The following is a 24,027-nucleotide window of genomic DNA, read 5'->3' as shown; positions in this document are numbered from 1 at the left end:
ACAGCCCCAAAACCAGATGCCCTCAGCAGCGCTGATGCACTCAACGCGACGCCAATTCCTGCCGATACGAGTGGAAAGAATGTCAAGGCTTTCGTCTCGAAAGCAGCGATCTTCGCAATAAGCTACGCTATGACCGCGACAACGCCCCTGCAGCAGGTCAAAGTGCGTAGGGTGCGAAACTCGCGTTCACCGTGAATGGGATTGAACCTAATAACACCTGAGAAATCATATGGCAACCAGTCGCACGCTGTTCATCCCGTGGGATCGAGCGCAATCGGGGACGTTTGCATCGGAGCATTCTGATGCAGCCCATTCGGACAAAGGCAGCGCACACCGAAAACGCAAAGTAACGGTGATCTGTCGCGATACACCCGGCAAGCCACTTGCAAAGGTTGGTGCAGGAATCGGCACTCGTATCCATGTGGTCGGGCACGGCGCAATCGGCGATCCCGAACTGGGTGCTGACCACGGGACGGGTGCAGCGGACGTCGGCATCGAGGAACTGGTCGACATGATGTTCGAAAAGGGGCTCAAGAAATACTATCTCGGTACGGTGGCCTGCGACGTCTGCTACAGTGCCATCGGGTCGCCGTCATACGCCAAGATGCTTGCCCGTGAGTTGTTCAAGCGTGGGCTGAAGGCGAGTTGTGTGCTCGGCTACAAGGGGCCGCTGATTTCGACCTATCACCCTGCCTCGCAGCAAATGCTCGGCGGCTCCAAGTACACTCACCGCATGGTGTATGAGATGGACGAAAACGACAATCGCGTCGCGGTCCACAAGTCGAGCAAGATGCAAGAGCGGTTCTTCGGATTCAACTGAGCCGCACCGCGATGCTGCACCAGCGAGGCGGCAGACGTAGAGGCTTGGCATCGATCCCGAATCGTTTTCTGAGTTGGCCGACCGTTCCGACGGGCAAATTCGACGTCGGTTCGGACCTCCCATCCGGAGTCGCAAAACGCGTGGGCGTCGATACGGATTGCCCCAGGGCTGACAATGGTGGAGACAAAATGATTGACAGGACCTTTGCCGGTTTTGTAGAGTAAGGCCACCCCGTTAATGGCAGCTTCGTCTGGAGATGAAAGATGGCACAAAACCGCGTTGCATTTATCCCTTGGAACGAGAACCAAGCTGGTAATTTCAAGACGGAGTACGAGCAAAACAACACTCAGCGTCACAACAGCCATCACAAACGAAAATGGAAAATGGTGTACCTGGACAGTCCGGGCTCACCACTTGCGGAGATGGGGTTTGGATTCGGCACTCGGTTGCACATCGCCGGCCACGGTGCGATCGGAGATCCGGAGATCGCGGCAGATCATGGAACAGGCGGCGCCGACCGCAGTTACACAGAGGTCGTCGACATGCTTTTCCAGAAAGGCCTGAAAAAACGATATCTGGGCACCATTGCGTGTGACGTCTGCTACAGCGCCCTGGGGTCGCCCGCGTTCGCACAACTCTTGGCGCGCGAGCTGTGGAGTCGCGGTTTAAAAGCCAGTTGCGTCCTTGGCTACAAAGGTAGTCTTTATGCAACCTACGACACGTTCTTCGCCGACGGCAGCGATATGGGTGGCAAATACAGTCACCGCATGGTCGAACTGACCGACGGAAGCGAAGTCAAATCCAGCAAAGCGCAGACACGGTTCTTCGGCTGGAAGTGAAAGCGACCTTTCGGCTTCACATCAGCGTTTCTGACCCTACACCACCAAGACGCAGCCCGAGCGAAACGCTGCATTTCTAATCGCTGGGCCTGCCAGCCTAGGCCTCAATCAAGCGAACACTGGATGATGAAAATCTGAAAAAACTCGAAACCCTCGGCGTTTTGCGGGTGTATTGGAGGTAACTACAACTTCAACGCACTCACTCAGCAGAGGATTTCGAGTGAACGACAATTTACGCCGTCGATTTCAGCGCCGCAAGCGAGTTCTTTTGCAACGTATCGATAAGAAGAAGGGCAAGACGCATACGCCCATGATTCGCCCTTTGCGGGCGAAGTACGAACTGGCCAATAAAGTTGAGGCGATCTCCTGCGGTGGAATCGGCATGATCATGCAGCTTGTCCAGCAACTCGGATTGCGAAAGCACATCAACCAGTCCGCGCCAGTGTTTAAGCTTCACGCGCCGTACGACGAAGCCGACCACGTGCTCAATATTGCCCTGAATCTATTGGCCGGGGGGACCTGCCTCGAACATTTAGAGCATCGCCGCACCGACCAGGCGTACCTGGATGCACTCGGCGCAGAACGGATTCCCGATCCGACAACCGCTGGTGACTTCTGCCGCCGTTTTGATGGTTTCAAGCTACTGCTCTTGATGCAGGGAATTAACGCGGCACGCAAGAAGGTTTGGAAGCAACAATCCGATGCGTTCTTCGAGCAGGCCACGATTGAAGCCGATGGTACGATGGTTGAGACTTGCGGTGAAAAGAAGGAGGGCGTCGGAATCAACTACAAAGGTCAGTGGGGATACCATCCACTGGTTGTAACGCTCGCGGAAACCAAAGAGTTGCTGTATCTGGCCAACCGCAGCGGCAATCGTCCCAGCGGTGAAGGCTCATCGTTCTACTTCGACAGGGCGATCGAATTGTGTCGCAGTGCCGGGTTTCGAAAGATCCTGTTGCGTGGTGACACAGACTTTTCGTCAACTCAACATCTCGATCGATGGGACGCGCAGGGCGTCCGTTTTGTGTTTGGTTATGACGCCAACAAAACACTGACTGCAATTGCCGATTCCCTCGACGAATCGGCATGGAAACCGCTCCGGCGGCAAAGATCGACTTCGAAAAATCCGCGTGCAAAACGTCCGAATTACAAAGAGCAAATCGTCGTAGAAAATGGCTACGAGAACAAAAAACTGCGTGCTGAAAGCTACGCTGAGTTTCCGTATCAGCCCGGCAACTGCAAGCGTCCCTACCGGATGGTTGCTGTTCGCAAAAACATCGACGTCACGACCGGACAGCAATTCCTGTTCAGCACCGAAAAGTACTTCTTCTACATCAGCAATGAACCAAAGCAAGAAAAGCAGTCGCGTGAATTGATCGGAGACGGCAATCATCGCTGCGATCAGGAAAACACGATTAGCCAGCTCAAGGCGAGTCACGCATTGACCGCGCCACTGGATTCACTGGAAAGCAATTGGGCGTACATGTTGTTCGCTTCTCTTGCCTGGACGCTGAAGCTTTGGAGTGGACTGATGGTCCGCGTCAAAGGGAATCCGGGTCAGAAGAAGGCGAGGAAGCGGCTCCGTGACCGCGTGATCAAAATGGAGTTTTCGACGTTCCTGACATCGTTGATCCAGATCCCGGCCCAAGTCATCCGCTCATCGCGTCAGTTGAAGTTGCGGATTCTGACATACCGTCTCGGCGTCGAAAATTTGTTCACGCTCAGTGACCATATTGCGATGCCGCTTCGAACGTGACACGTCGCAACCAACGAAGCCGAAGTCCGGACGCTCCGGTACCGCCGCTAACGCCTAACCCGAGAAACGAAACATTGAGCACCATACATTGCGAAATTTTTGATAAGGAGCAGTGCTCCCGCGTGCCCCGCTGCGCCTCGGAAATCTACAGCCGTCATCCAAAATCAACGCCCGCGTTCGCTTGATTGAGGCCTAGGGGCAGGCAGGGATTCCCAAACTGCGATTCCCAAACTGCGATTCCCAAACTGCCCGCCCGATAATATCGGCTCACGTCCACCCAAAGAATCGTTCTTGCATCTTGCTCGATTTGACGGTGTCAATGACATTGCCTTGATCATCTTCGACATCAACGACGCGGTGATTGTATTTACGGCCACCCAGTTCGTCGGTGTATGCGGCCCCCATGCTTCCTTTGTATCCCAAAACGCAACTGGCCTTTAGCCCACGCTGATAGAGTTCGCGTGCGAGTAGCTTGGCGAAGGGCGGATCGCCCAACGCGCTGTAGCACACGTCGCATGCGATCGTCCCGATGTAGCGTTTTTTCAATCCCTTTGCGAACATGGCATCCACGACTTCAGAATAGCTCTTGTCGGCACCACCGGTGCCGTGGTCGGCGGCTAGTTCGGGATCACCGATCGCGCCGTGTCCCGCAATATGAATCCGGGTCCCAAATCCACATCCGACATCCGCCAATGGCTGACCGGGGCTGTCTAAATACACAATTGTCCACTTTCGCTTATGATGAGTCAGTGCACGGTTCGCGTGACTCTCTTCATACTCAGTCTTAAAGTTCCCGGCTTGGTTTTCGTTCCAGGGAATAAACGCGACGCGATTCTGGGCCATTCAATCTCTCCAAAGTATGGTGTTATTTAGGTGACAATGCTGTCGGCATTCATTGGGGTTCCCACCAAACACAACCGGCGGGCAAAAACTCAGTCATGGCGTACACCGACGGTTGCGCAGCGATGGCATCAACATGAACCAAAACGATCATAATTTCTGCAGCGCATCGGGGTCGCCCTGCCAGACCATGTAGTCGCTGATCATGTACATGAAACCCGCCGCGCCTTTTTTGATCCGCACCAGGTTGTAGCGGATCGGTACACCGTGAACGAGCACGCCGGTTCCCGGCGACGCGATCCCCGTGACCTTCGGAATTGCATTGGCCTCGATCCGGCGAATCGCATCGTCCATGATCGCTTTCTCGACCGATTTGTCCGGACCGCTGAAACGTGGATTCGTCGCCGGTCCCGTCGCATGGTCGCGATAGGCGTGGCCTCTGCTGACTTGAAACGTATAGCCTCGGTAATCCACCTGACGCCGTTCCTCGGCACCGCCTTTTGAAACCTTGACGGATTTGTCGGCTAACAATGTTTCAGACAACTTCAATGCAATCACTTCTTCAAGATTTGGCATTTCAGATTCCTGGTTTGATGACGATTACGCAAACTTGCACAACACTTCCACTAACGCAACGCTACTCGCCGGAGTGTGGAAAATCCGGCGATCGGACGAACACAGAATCCATGGACTCTTGGGGATGCCGTCCGACTCATGGGGAGCCTTTTGAATTCTTGTCGCACTGGAGAATCAACCACGTTCCATTCCGCTCGCGCACCTTATTGGTGCGCAATCCCGCCGGTCGTCGTGAGACGGATCTAGCCTCCGACCCTAGCGTGACCATTTCGCCTGCATCTTCTTGACCCATTGATCACCATCTTGGCCTTCGGGCGGGTCGAAGCGAAAGCAAGCTTTGAACGTAGCAAACCCTTTGACCTGGACCATGACGTTGTAATGGGGGCCTTTGTCGGCATCCCAATCGATTCTCAGACTATGAAAAACCGGGCTTCCGGGCGCACTGCGAACCCCGATCACCTTGCCTTCGTTGTGTGCCATCGTTCCTCTTTGACGTTCCACGGGGATCGAGGCGGGGATCCCTCTGGCATTCATCGACTTCAACAACGCCGTTATCCTGCTCGACTTGAACTTCATCGCTGCATAGAGATGTTGATCCATCCAATCCAAGGCCTGATTACGGGCTCGTTCGCGGTAGACCCACGACCCCGTCGACGCAAGGACGGTTTCCATGTTGTCGGGATCCCACTCCATCTCGCCCTTCGGGCCGACGACGATTTCGCTCATGCCATTTCCTGCGATTCAAAACAGTTGCACGAATCTCGTGTTTGCCCGCGATGCAACAACATTGCATTCCGTTCGCTTTCTGCTGGGGCAGGAAAGCGATTGAAAGACAACACTTCAACGAGCGCTGACGGCACTCCTGGTGCACAAGTTAATGATAACCAATTCGAGTGATATAGATCACTCAAACGAATAGTCAAATTCTCCGTCCTTGACTTGGACGTGGACACGTTTGGCGGGGTTACCTTCCATCATGCGGGTCAGGAATTCGCCGCTGATTTGTGGCAGGACCGTGTTGGTCAAGATCGCGTCGATCATGCGGCCGCCGCTTTCCAGCTCCGTGCAGCGACTGGCGATCAATTTGATCACTTCGTCATCATACGTGAACGGGATGTCGTGGTTGGCTTGCATGCGTTTCTGAATTCGACCGAGTTGCAGTTTCGCGATCGCGCCGACCATCTCGTCGCTGAGCGGGTAGTAGGGAATCGTCACGATTCGGCCCAAGAGTGCCGGCGGAAAGACTTTCAACAGCGGTGCACGCAAGGCCTTGGACAAGCCTTCGGGATCGGGCATCAATTCCGGATCCTTGCACATGTTCATGGTCAGATCGGTTCCGGCATTGGTGGTCAACAGGATCAGTGTGTTTTTGAAGTCGATCACGCGGCCTTCGCCGTCTTCCATCCAGCCCTTGTCGAAGACTTGGAAGAAGATTTCGTGAACATCGTGGTGCGCTTTTTCGACTTCGTCCAACAGCACGACGCTGTAGGGACGGCGCCGTACCGCTTCGGTCAACACGCCCCCTTCGCCATAGCCGACGTATCCGGGAGGCGCCCCTTTGAGCGTGCTGACGGTGTGCGCCTCTTGAAACTCGCTCATGTTGATCGTGATCACGTTTTGCTCGCCGCCGTAGAGTGCTTCGGCCAACGCGAGTGCGGTTTCCGTTTTTCCGACGCCCGAGGGGCCGGCCAGCATGAACACGCCGATCGGTTTGCCGGGGTTATCCAAGCTTGCCCGCGAGGTCTGGATTCGCTTGGCGATCATCTCCAGCGCATGCCGCTGGCCGATGATGCGGTCGTTGAGGATGTCGGCGAGTTTCAAAACGGTTGCCAATTCATCCTTGACCATCCGTCCGACGGGAATACCGGTCCAATCCTGGACGACCGATCCGACGGCTTGCTCGTCGACGGTAGGCAGAATCAGCGGGTGCTCGCCTTGCAGCTCGTGGAGTTTCGATTGCAGCTCTTTGAGTTCATCGAGCAGCTTTTGACGGTCGGCGTCGGACAATTTGACTTCAGTTTTCTCTTCGGCCGGTTCGGCGGTCTGAACCTTGACGGTTTTGGCTTCCGCATCGGCGGCTTTTTCCAGCGGGCTGTCGGTGCCTTCGACCTTGCCGTGATGACCGCGGAGCTGGCTGCGAACATCGAGGATCTTTTCGACCAGTTCTTTTTCGTTGTTCCAACGTTCTTCTAAACCACTGAGTCGTTCCTGTTCATAGGCGAGCGCCTCGGTGGCTCGTTTTTGCCGTTCGGTCGTCTCGACGCCGACCAGGTTTTCGTCGGCAATGATCCGCAATTCGGTATTGAGCGCATCGATTCGTTTTCGCGAATCATCGACTTCGGCCGGGACGGCGTGCTGGCTGATCGCGACGCGTGCGGCGGCCGTATCGAGCAGGCTGACCGATTTGTCGGGCAATTGACGCGCGGGGATGTAGCGGTGGGACAGCCGGACGGCGGCTTCCAGGGCTTCGTCGAGGACTTTCACCTTGTGGTGTTTTTCGAGCGTCGACGCCATGCCGCGCATCATCAGGATGGCGCGTTCTTCGCTGGGTTCTTCGACCTGGACGACCTGAAAACGCCGCGTCAGCGCGGGGTCTTTCTCGATGTGTTTCTTGTATTCGGCCCAAGTCGTCGCGGCGACGGTGCGGAGGGTCCCGCGGGCGAGGGCCGGTTTGAGCAAGTTGGCCGCGTCGCCGGTGCCGGCGGCGCCGCCGGCACCGACCAAGGTGTGGGCTTCGTCGATGAACATGATGATCGGTTTTTCCGACGATTGGACTTCTTCGATCACCTGTTTGAGTCGGTTTTCAAATTCCCCTTTCATGCTCGCACCGGCTTGCAGCAGCCCGACGTCGAGGGACCGCAACGAAACGTCTTTCAGCGGCGGCGGCACATCGCCGGATGCGATCTTGAGCGCAAAGCCTTCGACGACGGCGGTTTTGCCGACGCCGGCTTCGCCGGTCAGGATCGGGTTGTTTTGCCGGCGTCGCATCAGGATATCGATGATTTGACGAATCTCTTCGTCGCGTCCGACGATCGGATCGATCTTGCCTTGGCGGGCATTTTCGGTCAGATCGACGGTGAATTGTTTGAGCGCTTCCTGTTTGCCCATCGCCGCGGGAGACATGGCGCCGCTGGCTTCGCCGGGGACGGCGCCGCCGCCGACCTGGAACCCATCGCTGGCATGCATGGATTCTTCCGGGGACCCGCTGACGACTTCATCGAATCGGTCGGTCAGCGTGTCCAGTTTGACCTTTTCGAACTCCGGGGAGATGTCATACAGGGCGTGGGTCAAACTGCGTGTCTTGAGCATCCCGACGACCAAGTGCCCGGTGCGGACCTGTGATTCGCCGAACATCAACGTGCCGTAGACCCAGCCCCGCTCGACGGCTTCTTCGATGTGGGACGACAGGTCGGAGATGGAAGTGGATCCACGGGGCAGCTTGTCCAACGACTCGGTCATGTCCTTGACCAATTTCGAGGGATTGACGTTGAACTGCTTGACGATGTGATGGAGGTCCGAGTCCTCCAGTTGCAGGATTTGGTTGAACCAGTGGACGAGTTCCACGTACGGATTGCCGCGCATCTTGCAGAACACAGTGGCGCTTTCGATCGACTTGTAACCGACGCTGTTGAGTTTCCCAAACAGTGCGGTGCGGCTGATATCGGACAAGGTCTTGCTCCCGTGGTGGTGTAAACGTCTTGGATGGTGATGGATGGTAGGGTGGTCGGATCTAGCAAGTGGGGCAGGCTTCCAGCCTGTCGATGGCTGGAATGACAGGCTGGAAGCCTATCCCACTTGATTTCAGCTCGTTGTCTAGCAATGCAATAGCAGGTCTTTCGGATCTTCGGTGACGCCGTCGCTGTCCAGCCACATGGTTTGCCCGAGTTTTGCCTCGCCCAATTGCCACGACGGCGTTTCTTCTTTCTTGAGGACGAGGTTCAGGTCCCAGAGCAATTCTTCGCCGAGGTAGTTTTTGACCATCGCGGTCAATCGCTGCAGGCTTTCGCCGCCGGGAAGCATGCGGGCGAAATCATCCCAACCGACGGGACCGACGGTGATGCGAAAATTTTGTTGGCACTCCCAGACATGCGAACCGAGCGTGCACGCGACGCCGACGCTGGAACTGTCGGGATCGTCACCGAGATTGAAACGGCAGTTGTCCGGGATTTCGGTCCAGCGGCCGACAAACTCATCGATCTCACAGGGCACTTTGAAATAGTCTGAAATCATCGCCTGCAAGCCTTCGGGGTTGCGGGCTTGGCAGGCGAAGCGACCGGCATAAAACAGCTTTGCCAAATCGGGCAACTCGTCACGATCTTGCAGCGACGGCATTCCGATCCCCATCAGGGAACCGACATAGACCGAGAACCGATCCGAATCGGGGCGATCAAAATGCGCGACCGGCTGGGCGTCGGCCCACGCCCGATAGAACAGCGAGAGCATGCGGTGGTGAAAGACGTCCAGGAAGGCGGCGAACGTGGTGTCGTCGTAGTGCCGGATTCGATCCTGAATGTATTCGGTCAAGTGCAACGGCAAGGCGCCGTTGGGACCGCACAGCCCGAAAAACCGGACGCTCATTTTGTGGTAATCGTTGCCGTCGGCCCCGTCGGCGAGATCAAACCCCGACAACGACGAGGGGGCGAAACTGAGCGACGGTTGCTGAGCCAATCGGACGTGATCATCGGACAGACGAACGGTGTGACCGAACCGGGGGGAATCGGGAAACATGCATTCGAGCAACCGCATCGCTTGATAAAAATCAAACTTGTACGGTTCGTCGTTAAGCCGTTGCAGCGTCACGTCTAAAGAGCGTGTCGCCGTCCCATCTTCGCGGGCCATCGCGTTACCTCGCCTCGTTCGGTCGTTCGAAACACCGTTTCGGTGAATGAGTTGATTGACACATACTTTGCAAAGAATTCGTTGAGCACCGCCGCCATCAAGAATGCGCCGGTTCCCTCGAACCCCGATTCGTCCAGCGTGAGCGTGAGTTCGAGGCCACGGCCGAAACTGAGCGGACCGGATGACGAAATCGGCCGGGTGACCGGCTCGGATGCGATCGACCGAACCGCGTCGATCTGTTTGTTCGTCATCACGTTGTTGGTGTCGGAGTAGAGCGACAGCAGCTCGCGGAGCGCGGTCGCGCCGCCGGTTTTGCTGTTCACCAACGAGAGATAATTGAGAGACAGGTGATTGATCAAACGCCAAGTGGTCTGGCCATTTTCATAGCTCTTGGAAGGCTGTGGTTTGGTCGGACCGACCAGACACCGAACCGCCTGGACAGGGGCGCTGACTTCCAAGGTAAAGTCGGAGTCGCTGATCCCCACCGGCATTTGGAGCGGCAGATCGCGATTGGTGCAGAGTGTTTCCACCGAGAGCTGGCGCAGCTCGTGCGAATACGGCGCCTCATTCGCGTCGACCAATGTCAGGAAGGTCTCGCTGCCGATGTAGCTCGATCGCGGCCCGTATTGCCGGTGCTTGCCCGACAACATGCGTGGGCGTCGCGTGATGGTGAAGTAAGCCCGGTTGCGATGATCCGACGTGAAGTCGTTGATCGAATAAAACGGTTTGAATTCTTGTTCCCGGTCGTTGCTGGTCCCGTAGCCTCGCACCTCGTCAACATCGTAAACTTCGAAATCCAATGCGCGCGTGCGATCCGGCATGACCTGGTATTCCGACGAACGGTCACCCAGATGGATGCGATCGGCGCGTTTGGGGAACAGATTGATCGCCGGACAACTGAACAAGGAAAAATGGTTCGCGTCGACGCGGTTGGACAACTGGGGATCGCCGCGGCCAAGCAGGATCGCAATTTCGATCGACTCGCTGTCGCACTGTTTGACCAGTGATTGAAGTTCGTTCAATTGGGCAAACATGTAGCGATGCGGAAACGCAAAGTATTCCTGCAGCAATCGGTATCCCTGAAAGGACCGCGGCCCGTAGGGAAGCATCGCTTGGTGATCGCCAAAGCCCATCGGGCTGACTTTGGACTTTCCCAGTTGGACCTTCCAGCGCGCCTGATTCCCGCCGGCCCGCACGGCGATTCCGACCCCACCGGTCATCAATTGTTCGTAGATCCGCATCGGCACGTCGGTGGCACCGCGGATAAACAGGGGCAGCTGATCGAGCGAAAGCTGATTGAATTTAAGCCCCGCGGTGGATTCCAGCTTCAAAACCATGGCGGCCTTGACCGACGGATGATCGGGCAGCCCGAGCGCGGCGACGTCTCGCAGGAAGTAGTCGGCCTTGGCCAACTTGATCGGCCACAGCGTGACGTCGTCGGCCGTGCGAAAGGTACAGCGGGTCTGTTCGCCTTTGCCCAGCAGACTTTGCAGCAACGTGTGGCGTGGCAGCTTGAAACCTTCCGCGAGCGCCCCTTCGGTCAAATCGGGTTGGAACTGAACGACGGCCATCGAGGGCTGGGGCGACAGATAATGGGGACACACCATCTGCAGCAAGTGCTGTGTCAGCCGGGGGAATTCGGCATCCAGTTTCAGCTGGATGCGCGCCGCCAGCAAGGCAAACCCTTCGAACAATCGCTCCACATACGGATCGGCACATTCAAAGACATCGATCCCCAACCGGCTGGCGATCTTGGGGTATTCCTCGGCGAACTCGGCACCCGATTCGCGGACGAATTGGAGCTCTTGGTTGTAATAATTCAGCAGACGCGGATCCATGCAGACGTGCCTCGTTATGCTTCGTGAATATTGACGGTGCCCGTCTCAAGATCGAGCTCCGAACGCAGGTACAGTCGTTCGGGAAACGGCCTGGACCAGAGTTCGCCTTCGATCTCAAACTCCAGCGAGTTTGACAGTGGCGAATCGGGGTCTTTGTCACCGCGCACTTCCAGCGTGTCGGCAAGGATTCGGGGTTCGAAATCCAAAATCGCTTGACGCAGCGCCTGCTGGACTTCGAACACCTGCAATCCGGAAACGGTTTTACCGGTCAGATCCGGGATGCCATAGTTGATGACCGATTTGCCCACCTCGGGGTAGTCCGTCAGGTCCTGGTGGGCGGCCAGATGGCAGGTGTTCATCAGCCACGCCAAGTCACGCAACACGGCGGCGCGCAACTTGTGGATCGAGAACACACGTTGGTCGCGTGATTCGACTCTGGTTCCCGCTTGGTCGTCGGTCAGACGATCCAACAGCGAAGGAAACAGGCGTTCTTGAGAACTCAGGTCTGCCATGGTGCTCAGTCATCACCACTTGGAACGTCGCTTGATTGGTCCTCGTCAGATTCAGCCTGCTCGTCGGATTCCAGTTCCACGTTCAAGGTGATTTTCCGCACGTCCAGCAACGCGTACTCATCGGCATCGGTGGCGAGCATGCGTTGCCCGATCCCGATCGCAAGCTCACTGTCGGCGTCCGCGACGGGCTGCCAGTCGGTTTTACGGGAGAGTCGGACCAGGGGATCGTCGATCGATTCGGACCCGCAATAGCGGGTCGGAATCATGCCAAAGGATTCTCCGCCGTTGGCCCAGGTGAAATGCACGGGGGTCCAAACAAAATCGCGCAGGTCCGAGGGTGCTTCGATTTCGATGTGTGCGATGCGGTGGAACGGGATCCAGTAATACTGTCCGTTGAGCAGGCCTTCGAGCACGGGGCCCAGCCTCGGATCGGCGTCGGCGATCCAATCGAACTGGTGGCGATGATCGCCGGTCAGTTCGAGGGTCCCGGCGGTGGTGGGGGCGGATTCAAACGCCTCGGCGCGGAGCGACTCGGCTTTGGCGTGTTGCCCGTTGGCGGCCAGTTTGAGCGCTTCGATCATCAAGGCCAACCAGCGATCGGGTTCGCCGAAGATCATCGGCGAGGTCTGGCCGGCGAAGACGCGGGCGCGTGTTTTTTCGCACTTGATGGCTTCGCGGTAGGCTTGCACCATCGCCAGGTTTCCGGCGTCCAATTCGCCCGCGATCTCGAGTTGGCTGAGCGCACTGTCCCACTTGCCGAGCACGGTCAGCATTTGGAACAAAAAGACCCGGTATTTTTCGTTGGCCGGGTCTTGTTGGACGGCCTTTTTGAGTTCGGCGAAGGCTTCATCCAATTTGCCATCGCGGAGGTATCCTTCGGCGAGCATTTGAGGCGATCCAATAGGAGAGACGCCGACGTCAAACGGTCCAACGGCGACGGCAATCGAGTGTAGGAAAAACGGCGCCGAGAGACTCAGCGCTCGAAATGTCAGGAGGCCTGCCCCGGAGGCGCGATCGGAAACCGCGACCGGGCAAGAAACCTCATGGCTGGAGGATCGACCCTTCGGGCGAGCGTGCAAGAGACAGGCTCACCCGTTTGGATCAATCCAACGCAATCAGCCGATCAGGAGGCGGCGTTTTCGGCGATATTCCATTTGAACTCTTTCGCCGCGTCTGCCGATCCGTCAGCCTTCTGAGCTTTGTACTCGACCTTCACTTCGCGAAAGTTCAACGAGACGTTTTCGGTCAGTCGGTCTTCACCGCCGGAACCACCGGTCTGGACCGAGGTCACCAGAACATCCTTCATGTGAACGATCAAGTATTCCAGCGGCGTCTTGCCGGCTTTCCGAACGGTCAACTTGGCGTTGGTGAAGTGATCACCGTTTGCACAGTACACCATCAAAATCGGCGACGACGAGTCGAGCCACTTGGTCACGCTGATGTCTTGGAAGCTCGCTTTACCGGAACCGCCACCACCACCGGCGTGAAACGAGCCGGATTGCGACATCCCCCAACTCCAGGCGAGAACGTCGATCTCGTCCTTGTGGGTTTTGTCTTGAGATTCTCCTTGAATCTCACCGGTGATGTCCAGAAACATGTCTACAGCCATAGTGATTCCCTTTTGCAGTCGAGTGCCAGTCAATGAATAAAACGTCGCAAAGTCTACCGCTTCGCGACGTGCGAAAGTCTACACGCCACGGAGCTATCGATCAGCCACCCTTGGCCGAAGGAAGTTTCGAGACGAGACGCAGTGAAACCGAAAGCCCCTCCAATTGGTAATGTGGACGCAAGAAGAATTTGGACGTGTAATACCCGGGATTCCCTTCGACCTCTTCGATCACCACTTCGGCGGCTGCCAAAGGTTTACGAGCTTTGGTGTCTTCGCTGGATGTCCCCGGGTTTCCGTCGACATACTGGTTGATCCAATCTTGCAACCAACGCTGCATGTCCTTGCGTTCTTTGAAGCTGCCGATCTTGTCACGCACGATGCACTTCAGGTAGTGCGCGAACCGACAGGTCGCAAACAGGTAGGGCAGTCGGGCGCCCAGGTTGGCATTGGCGGTCGCATCGGGATCGTCGTATTCGGCCGGTTGATTCAACGACTGGGCACCGATGAAGGCGGCGAAGTCGGAATTCTTTTTGTGAATCAAGGGCATGAAGCCGTTCTTCGCCAGTTCCGCTTCACGGCGATCGCTGATGGCGATTTCGGTCGGACATTTCATGTCGACGCCACCGTCATCGGTCGGGAAGGTGTGGCAGGGCAGCCCTTCGACCGCACCGCCGGATTCGATCCCACGAATCCGCGAACACCAACCGTACATCTTGAAGGAACGGGTGATGTTGGTGGCCATCGCATAGGCGGCATTGGCCCAGCAATAGTTTTCGCTGTTGGCCGCATCGGTGTCTTCTTCGAAGGCGAATTCATCGACGGGGTCCGAAGCCGCGCCGTAGGGCAACCGCGACAGGAAGCGTGGCATCGCCAACCCGATGTACTTGGAATCGTCCGATTCACGCAAGGAACGCCAAGCAGCGTATTCCGGCGTCTGGAAGATTTTGGTCAAGTCACGGGGATTGGTCAGTTCTTGCCAACTGTCCATTTGCATCACGGTCGGCGAGACGCCGGCGATGAAGGGCGAGTGACAAGCGGCCGAGATTTGAGCCATTTCGCCGAGCAATTCGACATCCGGCGGGCTGTGGTCGAAGTGGTAGTCACCGACCAGGCAGCCGTAGGGCTCGCCGCCGAACTGACCGTACTCTTCTTCGTACATCTTCTTGAAGATCGGACTTTGGTCCCAGGCGGTGCCTTTGAACTTCTTGACCGTCTTGTGCAGCTCTTTCTTCGAGATGTTCATCACTCGAATCTTGAGCATCTCGTCGGTCTCGGTGTTATTGACCAAGTGATGCAATCCACGCCACGCACCTTCCAGCTTTTGGAAGTCGTCGTTGTGGAGGATCAGGTTGATCTGCTCGCTGAGCTTGGAATCGATCTGGGCGATGATCGCTTCGACCGATGCCAGCACGTCGTCGGAGATCAGAGATGTCTGCGAGAGAGCCTGTTCGGCGAGCGTTTGGACGGCGGTTTCGACCGCTTCTTTGGCTTGGTCGGATTTGGGACGGAATTCCTTCTGCAACAGCGAAGAGAACTCACTTGCTTCGAGGGTTGCGCCCTCGGCCTGTCCAGCGGATGCGGCTTCGTCGGTACTCATTATGAATTACTCCTCGTTGGCGGGTGTTTCAGCGTCGTCGCCGTCCGCTTTCGGAGCGGCGGAGAGTGATTGCAGCAATGCGGGATCTTTCAGGGCCTTGGCGAGCAAGGCTTCGGCACCGTCTTTGCCGTCCATGTAGGTCAGCAGGTTGGAGAGCTGCTCGCGGGCTTGCAACAGTTTGCTGAGCGAATCGACTTTGCGGGCGATGGCCGCGGGCGAAAAGTCATCCATGCTTTCGAACGTCAGGTCGACGGCCATGTTGCCTTCGCCGGTCAACGTGTTGGGCACCTGGAATGCGGCGCGAGGTTTCATGGACTTCATTCGTTCATCGAAGTTATCCACGTCGATCTCAAGCGCCTTGCGGTCAGCGACCGGTGCGAGCGGTTCTTCAGGCTTTCCCGACAGATCGGCCAGCACACCCATCACGAAGGGAAGCTGAACCTTCTTTTCGGCACCGTAGACTTCCACGTCGTATTCGATTTGCACGCGAGGAGCTCGATTCCTCGCAATAAATTTTTGAGCGCTAGCTTTAGCCATCTGTTACTCCTGCGGAAAAATTCGGGCGATCACTTGCCGCCGCTGTTGAAATTGTGGGGTCACCAAGTTGATGAATTGTCTGCGGCCGGTTCTTCGGGTTCGCCGCTCGTCTGGGAAAGATCCGGTTTGTTTCCGCCGAGCGCCTCGGCCTGCGAGACGGCGTCGGGGGCCAGGTCGCGTAGGATGTCCAAGAAACTCTTGGAGGCGAGTCGTTGGGCGCGGCGAATCAAAAGCGGCAACGGACTGGAGGGCTCGTTTTCTTCATAGAAATCACAAACGTCATCCAACGCCTTGATGGCGTCTTTGCGTGACGTGATTTTGCCGTTGACGCGATACCCCTGTGCCGCGGCCGCTGCGGACAGATCGCCCGAGGCAGCCGCTTCGCCGCTGCCGTCACCGTCCGCTTCGCCTTCACCGTCCCCTGCGGGTTGGTCGGCAAAGACACCCCGTCGCTCGAGTTGCGAGACCACAAACTTGTGCATCTCTTCGAGTAACAACCGAGGCGGAGCGAGACTGACGGCGGAAGTGACGCCGACCTGCTCGGTGACAAATTTTTCAATGGCGTCGATGTGCTCGACCGAAAGACGGAGCGCTTCTTCGGTCGCCTGGATCGATTCCACGTCGACATCACTGAACGCCGCATCGATCACGCCGAGCGAGGGACGGCTGGAGCCGGATTCGTCGTCCGAGGCCGGTTTATCTTCTGCGTCGCGGGCATGTTCGACGTCGCGAAGCGAGAAGCGGCCAACCGTACGCGATGCGACCAGCGGCGCGTCACGCAGGTCCTTCATGATGCCCTGTTCGTCGCAGAACGTGATCAACGTGTTCGTGCGGTACGTCGGGTCGTCGTTGTCTTCGTGGTCCAATTCGGGATGGACGGTGTCCCAAAACGTTTCCAGATAGCTGCGTAGCAGCTGCAACGCGTGGGAAAAACCGATCACGCCGTCCTGGTTGAGCGTGGCACGTGCCAGGAACGCAACGACCCGCATGTCCTTGGTGCGTGACAGCAGCGCTTCGGCCCGCTTCTTGACATCTTTCCAGTCGGGCGGCTCGGCGGCGACGACGGTGTCGCCGTACTGCTGTTCGGCCGTGCTCTGTGCCGCCCTGTCCATCTCGCCGAACTCGGCATCATATTCCAAGTCCGGACCACAGGGTTCGTCGTCGGAGATCGGCGCAAGTAATGTTTCGAGATCCGTTAGATCCATCTGGCTTACAACTTCCCGGAGAGCGACTTGGATGAAGGTAGGATGGCACCGGGGTGGGTGCGAAACGACGCCGCCACGTCGCTAGAGTGTCTCAATCGCTTAATGCGTCGAGCGTCGGACTTGGGAAACCTAAGACATCGATAACGATGTGGTGGTCGACCTGGAAGATTGGCAGTCACGATTTACCCCATCTCGGTTGGATGGAAGGAAAACTCCGGTGATACCGTTCAAGATACAATTCCTACAGTCGTCAGTGTGCGGCGTGGTGAAAAAAATATTGCAAGGCCGTGCTCATCGTGATCAAACCGACAGCCTGCGAAGCTCTTGTTTCGGCGAACTTGTGCCACGGGCTTGAGTCGCACCCGGACAATCATCCCGGGAAGCCTCTCCTATATCGCAAGATCCGACACGTGTTTTCCGTGCGGTGCTTAGAACGTCCAGCGCAGATCCAGCCGCAAGACGCTGCGATACCAATGGCGCTCGGTCACGCTGAACCCGCCGTTGATTCCCAGTTCAAACAGTCGTCCGTTGTCACGCACGATCCGCAATCCGGGATAAAGATTAATAATATTTTCGCCGTCGATGCTTTGGGGATTGGGCAGGCCGACCGATTTCTGCCCCGTCAAAATGGACCATCCGACAAGCTCAAACGTGGGAAGAATTGCAAACGTGTCGCTATCATAGAGAACGTTCGCAAAACCCATGCCGTATCTCAACACCGGCCCCGAAAACCCCGGTTCCCCGCCGATCGGAAACCATAATTTCAGTTCGTTATGAATCAGCGTTCGATCACTCCACTTATAACTTGCGACAAACCCCGGCTCCATCGAGACGTGTCCGTTGCCCAGCCCACGCTTGGCCGACCCCGTCGACAGCTGGTTCCGCAAGACCTGGGTCAGCTGCAGTGAATCCCCGTCGATCATCACCGTTTTGGTCGTGATTGCCATATCCCCCATCCCACCTGTATTGCTCAGATTAGTGGGGTCGATGAAACGCAACGGCAATTCGGTGGTGGCGGAAAACTTGCTGCCGCCGACTTCGAAGGACAAGCGAATGTCCTGGTAATCGACCGAGGGTTCAAACGCCAGCGGGTTGGCAAACTCGGGCCCTTTCTTGCCGATTCGCGACCAAAAGTATTCCACGCGATCGGCGAATTCCCAGTCGCGTGCCGACTCGAAGCGAAGGCGAAAGTTGTTGGACGGTTGCGAGGCATCGATTTCGAACAAGGCAAACGGCAACCGCTCGACGCCGACACCGACATCACGTCCGGCTTGGCTGCGCATCGCCCTGGCGGCGCGTTCAAACATCTTTGCCAAAGGTTTTCGCCGTCGATTGCGGAACGTTTCGAAACGGTCACCGGCCGCGGAAGGGACCCAAACGGGGTCGGGCTGGAGATCTTCGGCGATCGCGATTCGGTCGCCTTGCCCCGAAAGTGTCGACGGAACCAACTCCGTTGCGATCGCATTGGGCGTCGGCAGGATTTCGGCGGCGGGATCATCGGCCAGATGAACGGTCGGTCTCAAGATCGTGCCGGCGGCAGGATCCCAACTGGGGACGGCCGGCTGAAACAAGATCCGGGGCCGCGCCGCGTCGGGGCTGGGGAGCGGATTTCGCTGGGGGACGTCCTGGGCGATTGCGCCACGATCGGGCGGCGGCAGCGCCGTGTCCGATTGTGCCAGCACGACCGCGGGTTGGCCCTCGACCGCCGGCAGATCGCTGAGGGGATCGGACGAGGCCATTCGAACGTGCGGCGATGGCACCGTTGCGGCCGGCGAGGGAGCGAGCGAATGCGGTGCGTGACCATGCGACTGCGGCGTGGCGTTGAGCGTCGCAGGCATCGTGCCCACGGTGACCGGAACCGACAACAGCTCCGGCAGCAGCAGGCCTTCGATCGGCTCCGGCTCGTCGATGCTCCACGAAAACGGGGCGTCGGGGTCGGTTGAAGACAGCGCAGTGGAGCTCCGGCCGGCCTCCGGTGACGGGTACTGAGCGTCCGCTGGTCGGACTGCCCCGAGGGCGCATCCGAGCAGCAGCCAGATCAGCAGTCGTAGTGGGACTTGCAGAGGATTCGTCACTGAAATGGTGAGTGTCTCTGGAGGAATCGTGGGCAATCAACCTCAGCCTGGCCGACGTGGTGCGAATGCGTCGCCACGACGGTCGTAGTCGGTCGGTCTCTGTCGATTTATCGGACGTTCGGATCTTTACGGTCATGAGAATTGGGTAAGATTTGTCGGTTATTACTGAACGGCCGCTTGATTTCCTGCCCGATTGGACGGTGGGAACGGACGTCGGGCACGGAGGATGCCGATGACGGGCCGGTCGGGAACACGCAATCACTTGCGTGATGGGCACGTCCGTGACGGGAATTCTGCAGTTTCACGGCGGAAACGCTGAATGCCGGGTCCGGTTTGCCAGGTGTTGTTGGACGGAATGACTTTGCGACGACTGCTGTAGGCGATCCATCAGCGGAGGCGCATAATGGGCCTGAGTCTCACACGAGGGGTCGACTTGATGAATTACAGAGGCGTTACCGACGTATGAAGAATCCACGCGTGCACTGGTATCAAGGGCTGTTTGTACGGCCCCACCATCTACAGGCAGCCGACCGACACTGGTTGGAACTGTCGCACACGTCCGAAAGCTGGGATCATCCGTATGGCTATGGTCTGCACGCGTTTCAGTACAGCAAAGACGCACTGGCCAGCGGTCATTTTCGCGTCGAAGAGCTGGACGCCCGCTTGCGGGACGGCACGTTGATCCGATTGGACAGCGGCCAAGAACTCGAGGTGGATCTGAAGGCGGCGTTCGAAGCCCAATCGGCGACCGAGTCCGAAACGTCGTTGATGATCTACATCGGCGTCCCCAAGCTGAACCTGGGCGGCGAGAACGTCAGCGGCGATTCCACCAACGGATTCGCGCGTTTCACGCGGACCCAATCCACCGTCCCGGACGAAAACGGTCAAGACAGCGGCCAACCGATTGAGTTTCGCCGGCTGAATTTGCGATTGATCGTCGGCAGCGACACGGCGGGTTACGAAGTGCTGCCGATCGCGCGGGTCCGCAGCGCCAGCGAACGTGAAGTCCAGCCGGTGATTGACGACAACTACATCCCGCCGATCCTGGCAACGCACTCCTGGCCCTACCTGCGTCGCCATTACGTGCAGGGGATCCGCGACGTGTTGAGCGGCAACATGGACACGCTCAGCGAACCGGTTCGCCAATTGAGTGTCGGGCGTCACAGCCTGGAACCGGCCGATTCGGGTCGCGTGTCGATGCTGGATCGTTTGAATGAAGCGTACAGCACGCTGGACGTGATGGGCCCGGCCCTGGGCGTGCACCCGTTCGACGCCTACATGGAATTGGCCCGGATCCTGGGTCGGTTGTCGATCTTCGGCCCCGAGCGACGCGCCATCGAAGTGGAGCCGTACGATCACGACAACCTGGGTTTCATCTTTGCCGACATCCGCGAAAAGATCCTGGGCATTTTGTACGCCACGCAGTTCGACGAATACCTGCGTGCCAACTTCGAGGGCTATGGATCGACGATGCAGGCCCAACTGGGCCCGGAATGGTTCGACCCCGATTGGGAATGGTACCTGGGCGTCGAACGCGGGGGCGCGAGCGAGTCGAACTTGCGCGAGCTGCTGGAGCGTTCACCGGAATGGTATTGGGTGTTCGCCAGCGCCGACCAGGTCGAGGATTTCTTTCATGTCCGTCAAAACGGACTGGGCCGCGAGATCGTCTCGACGACGATTCCGGATCTACCCTCGCGACAGTACTGGACGTATTACAAGGTTTCCCAAGACGAGTACGAATCACCGGCCTGGCCTGAGATTCGCCGCACCCAATCGGTTGCGATGCGGGTGCGGAACTATGACGAACTGACCGGTGCGCGACACTTGGATGTCGTGACCCCCGACGGCAATCGTGCCCGACTTCGATTCGCCCTTTTCGCCATCCGCACGTAAGTCATGACGCCAAGATTTGCCGACGCCGTCGATCCGATCCTGATTCACGCGTTTTCTCTGATGGAGCGAATCGATGGAGGGGTGGAGATCGCTCCGGCGGAGGAAAAGCGGACGTTAGAAGGGCTGCTGCAACAGGCCGACAGTCGGCTTTCCGGCCACACCGAAGATTGGGAACTGGCCAAGTACGCGCTGGTGACGTGGATCGACGAAATGCTGGTCGACGCCCACATCTGGTCGGGCCAAAGCTGGTGGCGCGACAACGTGCTGGAATGGAGTTTGTTCAATACCCGTCGCTGCAACGATTTGTACTACGTCAACGCGACGACGGCGCTCAATGCCGGATCCGATGACGCGTTGCAGCTGATTTATGTCTGCGTGATGTTGGGGTTTCGTGGTCTGTATCGAGACCCCAAATTGAATCGGATGTTGATCGACAAACACGGCCTGGCGGTCGATCTGCCGTCATGGGCCGGCGAATATGGCAACGCCGTCGGCCAGGCACGACAACGTTGGAATGACGCGACCGCGGGTCAAGAGTGCGAGCGGAACCTGGTCCCGGCGGTTCCGCACTGGACCCGCGCCCGGCTGGTCTGGCCGTGGCTGTTGGCGACCATTCTCGCCGGGTTGCTGGCCCTTTCTTTTTTCCGAACCTGATGACAGACGTCACGGTAACCGCTAACGATAGTGACCATGTCCAACGAACCGCCGCCAGAAAAAAAGCTTCCGCTGCATCGTCGTTTTCTGCCCACGACGCTGGCCGGAAAATCGGCTGCCGTGACGGCATTGGCGCTGGTGATCCTGTTGATCGTCGTTTGGACCTTTCGCCTGTTCGGTTCGCAAAGCGTTCGTTTGATTCACGCGGTGTCGCTGACCCACATCGTGATCGAAATCATGCTGGTGATTCTGATTCCGGTCGTGCTCTACTGGGGCATGCGGCGCTGGAACCAGGTGATCGAGGGTGAATTCCCCGACATCGATCGGGCCTGGGAAGCCGGGATCGCGGCGCTGGAAGCGAAGGGCGTTTCTCCATCGGACTACCCGATCTTCTTGATCCTGGGATCGTCCGACGTCCAGGCCGAACAGGGTTTGATGGAAGCATTGGAGACCAAGCTGCCGGTGCACGGCGTGCCGGACGCGTCAGGCGTCAGCCACGCCTTGCAGTGGTACATGAGCAGCGACGCGATCTATCTGTTTTGTCCCGGCGCCAGTTCGCTGAGCGCGTTGATGGGGCGCTGGTCACCCGCGTCGATGAACGTCGCATCGCGGCGGATTGCACGCAGCAGTGGCGGCGGGGAAGCCGCTTCGGCCGCTCCAAATTCCACCGCGCCGGGCGCTTCACCCAGCCCCCTCGGCATCCAAAAGATTCAGCGTGCCGCCCCCGGCAAACCTCCCGCACCGGCCGCGGCCAAGTCGCAACCGGCAAAGCTGCAAAAGGAATCGGCGATGCGGCCGGCACCGCAAACGGCACCACCCGATCGCCAGTCGGCCGCACCGCAAACCTACCTGGGCACCATCGGGAACCAAGCGATGGACTCCTCTCCGTTGGCCGGGTCACCCCGCGAAACGGCGGCGCTGCCGCCTCGTGGTTCCGCGTTTGATGTCCCGACACCGCCCCGCCCTCAAGTGCCCAACCCCCAAGTCCCCAGCCCCCAGCTGCAGCGACCGCAAATGCCCAAGCCGCAGGTACCCCAGGTGCCGCGTCCCCAAGCGTCTGCCGCTGCGATGGGTGAAGCGCTGCGACCGGCACCGCGGTACGAAGGGACGATCTCGTTTGACCAATACCCACCCAGCCAACCCGCTGCTGCGTCCACGCCCGATCCGGCGGAGACGCCCCCGACTGCGGCGTCCGTTCCCCAGCGCGCACCGGCTGCTGCCGAAGCGCCGCCACAGAGTCACGTCACCACGACGACTTCGCCGGGGGCTCCGCTGGCGATGCCACGCGGCAGCGGCAATAAGAAAGTCGCCTTGCCGGCATCGCTGGACACGTCCGACCAGGTTCCTCGCTTGCGTTATGTCTGCAAGTTACTCAAGCGTGCACGGCGGCCGAGGTGTGGCATCAACGGCGCAGTGACCTTGATTCCGTTTGAACTGTCGCGGGTCGGTCCGTTGCAGCTTTCGGCGATCGCCCAATCGGCCCGCAGCGACATCGAAACGATCCAACAAACGATGGGTGTGCGGTCGCCGGTCACCGCCGTGATCGTCGGGCTGGAACAAGACAAGGGATTCATCGAGTTGGTTCGTCGCTTGCAATCGGGTCTGTTGTCGCGACGGCTGGGCGGCCGTTTTGATCTCCGCAGCCGCCCCACGCCCGACGAATTGAACACCCATAGCGATCGCCTCTGCGATGCCTTCGAAGACTGGGTTTACCGGCTGTTCAGCCGCGACGACGGACTGGCCCAGCAGCGGGGAAACCGAAAGCTGTACGCGCTGACTTGCAAGATCCGACACGAGTTGAAACCTCGATTGCGAATGGTGCTGGGCCAAGCGTTCGGCTGTGAGTCGAGTGAACAAGGCGTCGCAGCGGACAGCGACGACTCGTTCTTTTTCAGCGGCTGCTACTTTGCCGCCAGCGGAGCGATGACGGGGCAAGCCGCATTCGTCAAAGGCGTGTTGAAGGACAAACTGGTCGACGAGCAATCCAAGGTCGAGTGGACGCCCGAGTCCCGTCGAAAGCAACGATTGCTGACCACGTTCACCGTGATTGGCTGGATCATCGCGCTGTTGCTGACCGCCCTGCTGGTGCTCCAGCGTTTTGTCTGGAACTAATCAGAATGGAGTAGCCGAGCAACCCATAGATTCCAGCCACAATCGTCACGCCGGGATCGCGCCACACATCGTCTGCCAAGCTGGCGCACAACACACAGGTCAGCGAGAGGAGTGACATCATTGCAGTGAACACGGCGAACGGTGCGAATGCCCCATATTCCCGCAGATCGGTGATGGTGAGACCAAAGCACATCGCCGAGGCAGCAACAAACAGCATCATTGTTCGCAGCGAGACGGTTGCGAAAAACGAAGTGGCTTCGATCGTTGGCTTCTCGTTCATCTCCATACCGATTCGGATCGAACTCGGCGCTCGAGGCATGTTGGT

At 58.1% G+C, this 24,027-nt stretch carries 20 protein-coding genes; 6 read left to right on the top strand and 14 right to left on the bottom strand.

Annotated elements, in window-relative coordinates; all coding sequences use genetic code 11:
- The first annotated feature begins 229 nt into the window (after positions 1-229).
- The 3 genes from Enr13x_RS09605 to Enr13x_RS09595 all read left to right on the top strand — a co-directional run bounded on the left by Enr13x_RS09605 (position 230) and on the right by Enr13x_RS09595 (position 3,415).
- The gene (locus tag Enr13x_RS09605) at positions 230-820 is read left to right on the top strand and encodes a hypothetical protein (RefSeq protein WP_145385857.1); all 591 of its coding nucleotides are present in this window, start codon (positions 230-232) and stop codon (positions 818-820) included.
- Positions 821-1,083: 263 nt separating this feature from the next.
- Positions 1,084-1,659, top strand: coding sequence for a hypothetical protein (locus Enr13x_RS09600; RefSeq protein WP_145385856.1), 576 nt, complete (start codon positions 1,084-1,086; stop codon positions 1,657-1,659).
- 310 nt (positions 1,660-1,969) lie between these two features.
- Complete coding sequence (locus Enr13x_RS09595) at positions 1,970-3,415, top strand: IS1380 family transposase (protein ID WP_145385855.1); 1,446 nt, start codon at positions 1,970-1,972, stop codon at positions 3,413-3,415.
- 267 nt (positions 3,416-3,682) lie between these two features.
- Here Enr13x_RS09595 and Enr13x_RS09590 read toward each other — a convergent pair whose 3' ends face one another.
- The 13 genes from Enr13x_RS09590 to Enr13x_RS09530 form a co-directional block, all read right to left on the bottom strand.
- Complete coding sequence (locus Enr13x_RS09590) at positions 3,683-4,258, bottom strand: hypothetical protein (protein ID WP_145385854.1); 576 nt, start codon at positions 4,256-4,258, stop codon at positions 3,683-3,685.
- Between the two features lie 147 nt (positions 4,259-4,405).
- Positions 4,406-4,831 carry a hypothetical protein gene (locus tag Enr13x_RS09585; RefSeq protein WP_145385853.1) on the bottom strand — a complete coding sequence of 142 codons (426 nt, stop codon included), beginning with the start codon at positions 4,829-4,831 and terminating at the stop codon, positions 4,406-4,408.
- Between the two features lie 255 nt (positions 4,832-5,086).
- Positions 5,087-5,557 (bottom strand): hypothetical protein, encoded by a 471-nt coding sequence (locus Enr13x_RS09580; RefSeq protein ID WP_145385852.1) that lies wholly within the window; start codon positions 5,555-5,557, stop codon positions 5,087-5,089.
- A 177-nt stretch (positions 5,558-5,734) separates the two neighbouring features.
- Complete coding sequence (gene tssH, locus Enr13x_RS09575; protein ID WP_145385851.1) at positions 5,735-8,500, bottom strand: type VI secretion system ATPase TssH; 2,766 nt, start codon at positions 8,498-8,500, stop codon at positions 5,735-5,737.
- 144 nt (positions 8,501-8,644) lie between these two features.
- Positions 8,645-9,670 (bottom strand): type VI secretion system baseplate subunit TssG, encoded by a 1,026-nt coding sequence (gene tssG / locus Enr13x_RS09570; protein WP_145385850.1) that lies wholly within the window; start codon positions 9,668-9,670, stop codon positions 8,645-8,647.
- Positions 9,634-11,508 (bottom strand): type VI secretion system baseplate subunit TssF, encoded by a 1,875-nt coding sequence (tssF, locus tag Enr13x_RS09565; RefSeq protein WP_145385849.1) that lies wholly within the window; start codon positions 11,506-11,508, stop codon positions 9,634-9,636. Before tssF ends, tssG begins: the two co-directional genes overlap by 37 nt.
- A gap of 14 nt (positions 11,509-11,522) precedes the next feature.
- Complete coding sequence (gene tssE, locus Enr13x_RS09560) at positions 11,523-12,020, bottom strand: type VI secretion system baseplate subunit TssE (RefSeq protein WP_145385848.1); 498 nt, start codon at positions 12,018-12,020, stop codon at positions 11,523-11,525.
- Positions 12,021-12,025: 5 nt separating this feature from the next.
- Positions 12,026-12,907 carry a type VI secretion system accessory protein TagJ gene (locus Enr13x_RS09555; protein ID WP_145385847.1) on the bottom strand — a complete coding sequence of 294 codons (882 nt, stop codon included), beginning with the start codon at positions 12,905-12,907 and terminating at the stop codon, positions 12,026-12,028.
- 236 nt (positions 12,908-13,143) lie between these two features.
- Positions 13,144-13,629 (bottom strand): Hcp family type VI secretion system effector, encoded by a 486-nt coding sequence (locus Enr13x_RS09550; protein WP_145385846.1) that lies wholly within the window; start codon positions 13,627-13,629, stop codon positions 13,144-13,146.
- A gap of 100 nt (positions 13,630-13,729) precedes the next feature.
- Complete coding sequence (gene tssC / locus Enr13x_RS09545) at positions 13,730-15,226, bottom strand: type VI secretion system contractile sheath large subunit (RefSeq protein WP_145385845.1); 1,497 nt, start codon at positions 15,224-15,226, stop codon at positions 13,730-13,732.
- Positions 15,227-15,232: 6 nt separating this feature from the next.
- Positions 15,233-15,763 (bottom strand): type VI secretion system contractile sheath small subunit, encoded by a 531-nt coding sequence (gene tssB / locus Enr13x_RS09540; RefSeq protein WP_145385844.1) that lies wholly within the window; start codon positions 15,761-15,763, stop codon positions 15,233-15,235.
- A gap of 59 nt (positions 15,764-15,822) precedes the next feature.
- Positions 15,823-16,968, bottom strand: a complete 1,146-nt coding sequence (tssA, locus tag Enr13x_RS09535; protein ID WP_145385843.1) for a type VI secretion system protein TssA — start codon at positions 16,966-16,968, stop codon at positions 15,823-15,825.
- Between the two features lie 428 nt (positions 16,969-17,396).
- Positions 17,397-19,043, bottom strand: coding sequence for a hypothetical protein (locus tag Enr13x_RS09530; RefSeq protein ID WP_145385842.1), 1,647 nt, complete (start codon positions 19,041-19,043; stop codon positions 17,397-17,399).
- Between the two features lie 462 nt (positions 19,044-19,505).
- Between Enr13x_RS09530 and tssK the strand changes: the two genes are divergently transcribed.
- From tssK to Enr13x_RS09515, 3 genes are read left to right on the top strand one after another with little or no spacing between them, the layout of a single operon-like run.
- Positions 19,506-20,936, top strand: a complete 1,431-nt coding sequence (tssK, locus tag Enr13x_RS09525; protein WP_145385841.1) for a type VI secretion system baseplate subunit TssK — start codon at positions 19,506-19,508, stop codon at positions 20,934-20,936.
- Between the two features lie 3 nt (positions 20,937-20,939).
- On the top strand, positions 20,940-21,590 hold the full coding sequence (locus Enr13x_RS09520) for a DotU family type IV/VI secretion system protein (protein ID WP_145385840.1): 651 nt from the start codon (positions 20,940-20,942) through the stop codon (positions 21,588-21,590).
- A 36-nt stretch (positions 21,591-21,626) separates the two neighbouring features.
- Positions 21,627-23,702: a type VI secretion protein IcmF/TssM N-terminal domain-containing protein gene (locus Enr13x_RS09515; protein WP_145385839.1), complete on the top strand. Its 2,076-nt coding sequence runs from the start codon at positions 21,627-21,629 to the stop codon at positions 23,700-23,702.
- Here the strand turns inward: Enr13x_RS09515 and Enr13x_RS40035 are convergent.
- Entirely contained in the window at positions 23,647-23,982 is a 336-nt protein-coding gene (locus Enr13x_RS40035) for a hypothetical protein (RefSeq protein ID WP_145385838.1), read from the bottom strand. The genes Enr13x_RS09515 and Enr13x_RS40035 overlap by 56 nt on opposite strands.
- Positions 23,983-24,027 lie beyond the last annotated feature (45 nt).

Source organism: Stieleria neptunia (assembly GCF_007754155.1).
In the GTDB taxonomy this organism is placed as follows: Bacteria; Planctomycetota; Planctomycetia; order Pirellulales; family Pirellulaceae; genus Stieleria; species Stieleria neptunia.
The sequence above is the reverse complement of the archived record's forward strand: the minus strand, read 5'-3'. Positions and strand labels throughout refer to the sequence as shown.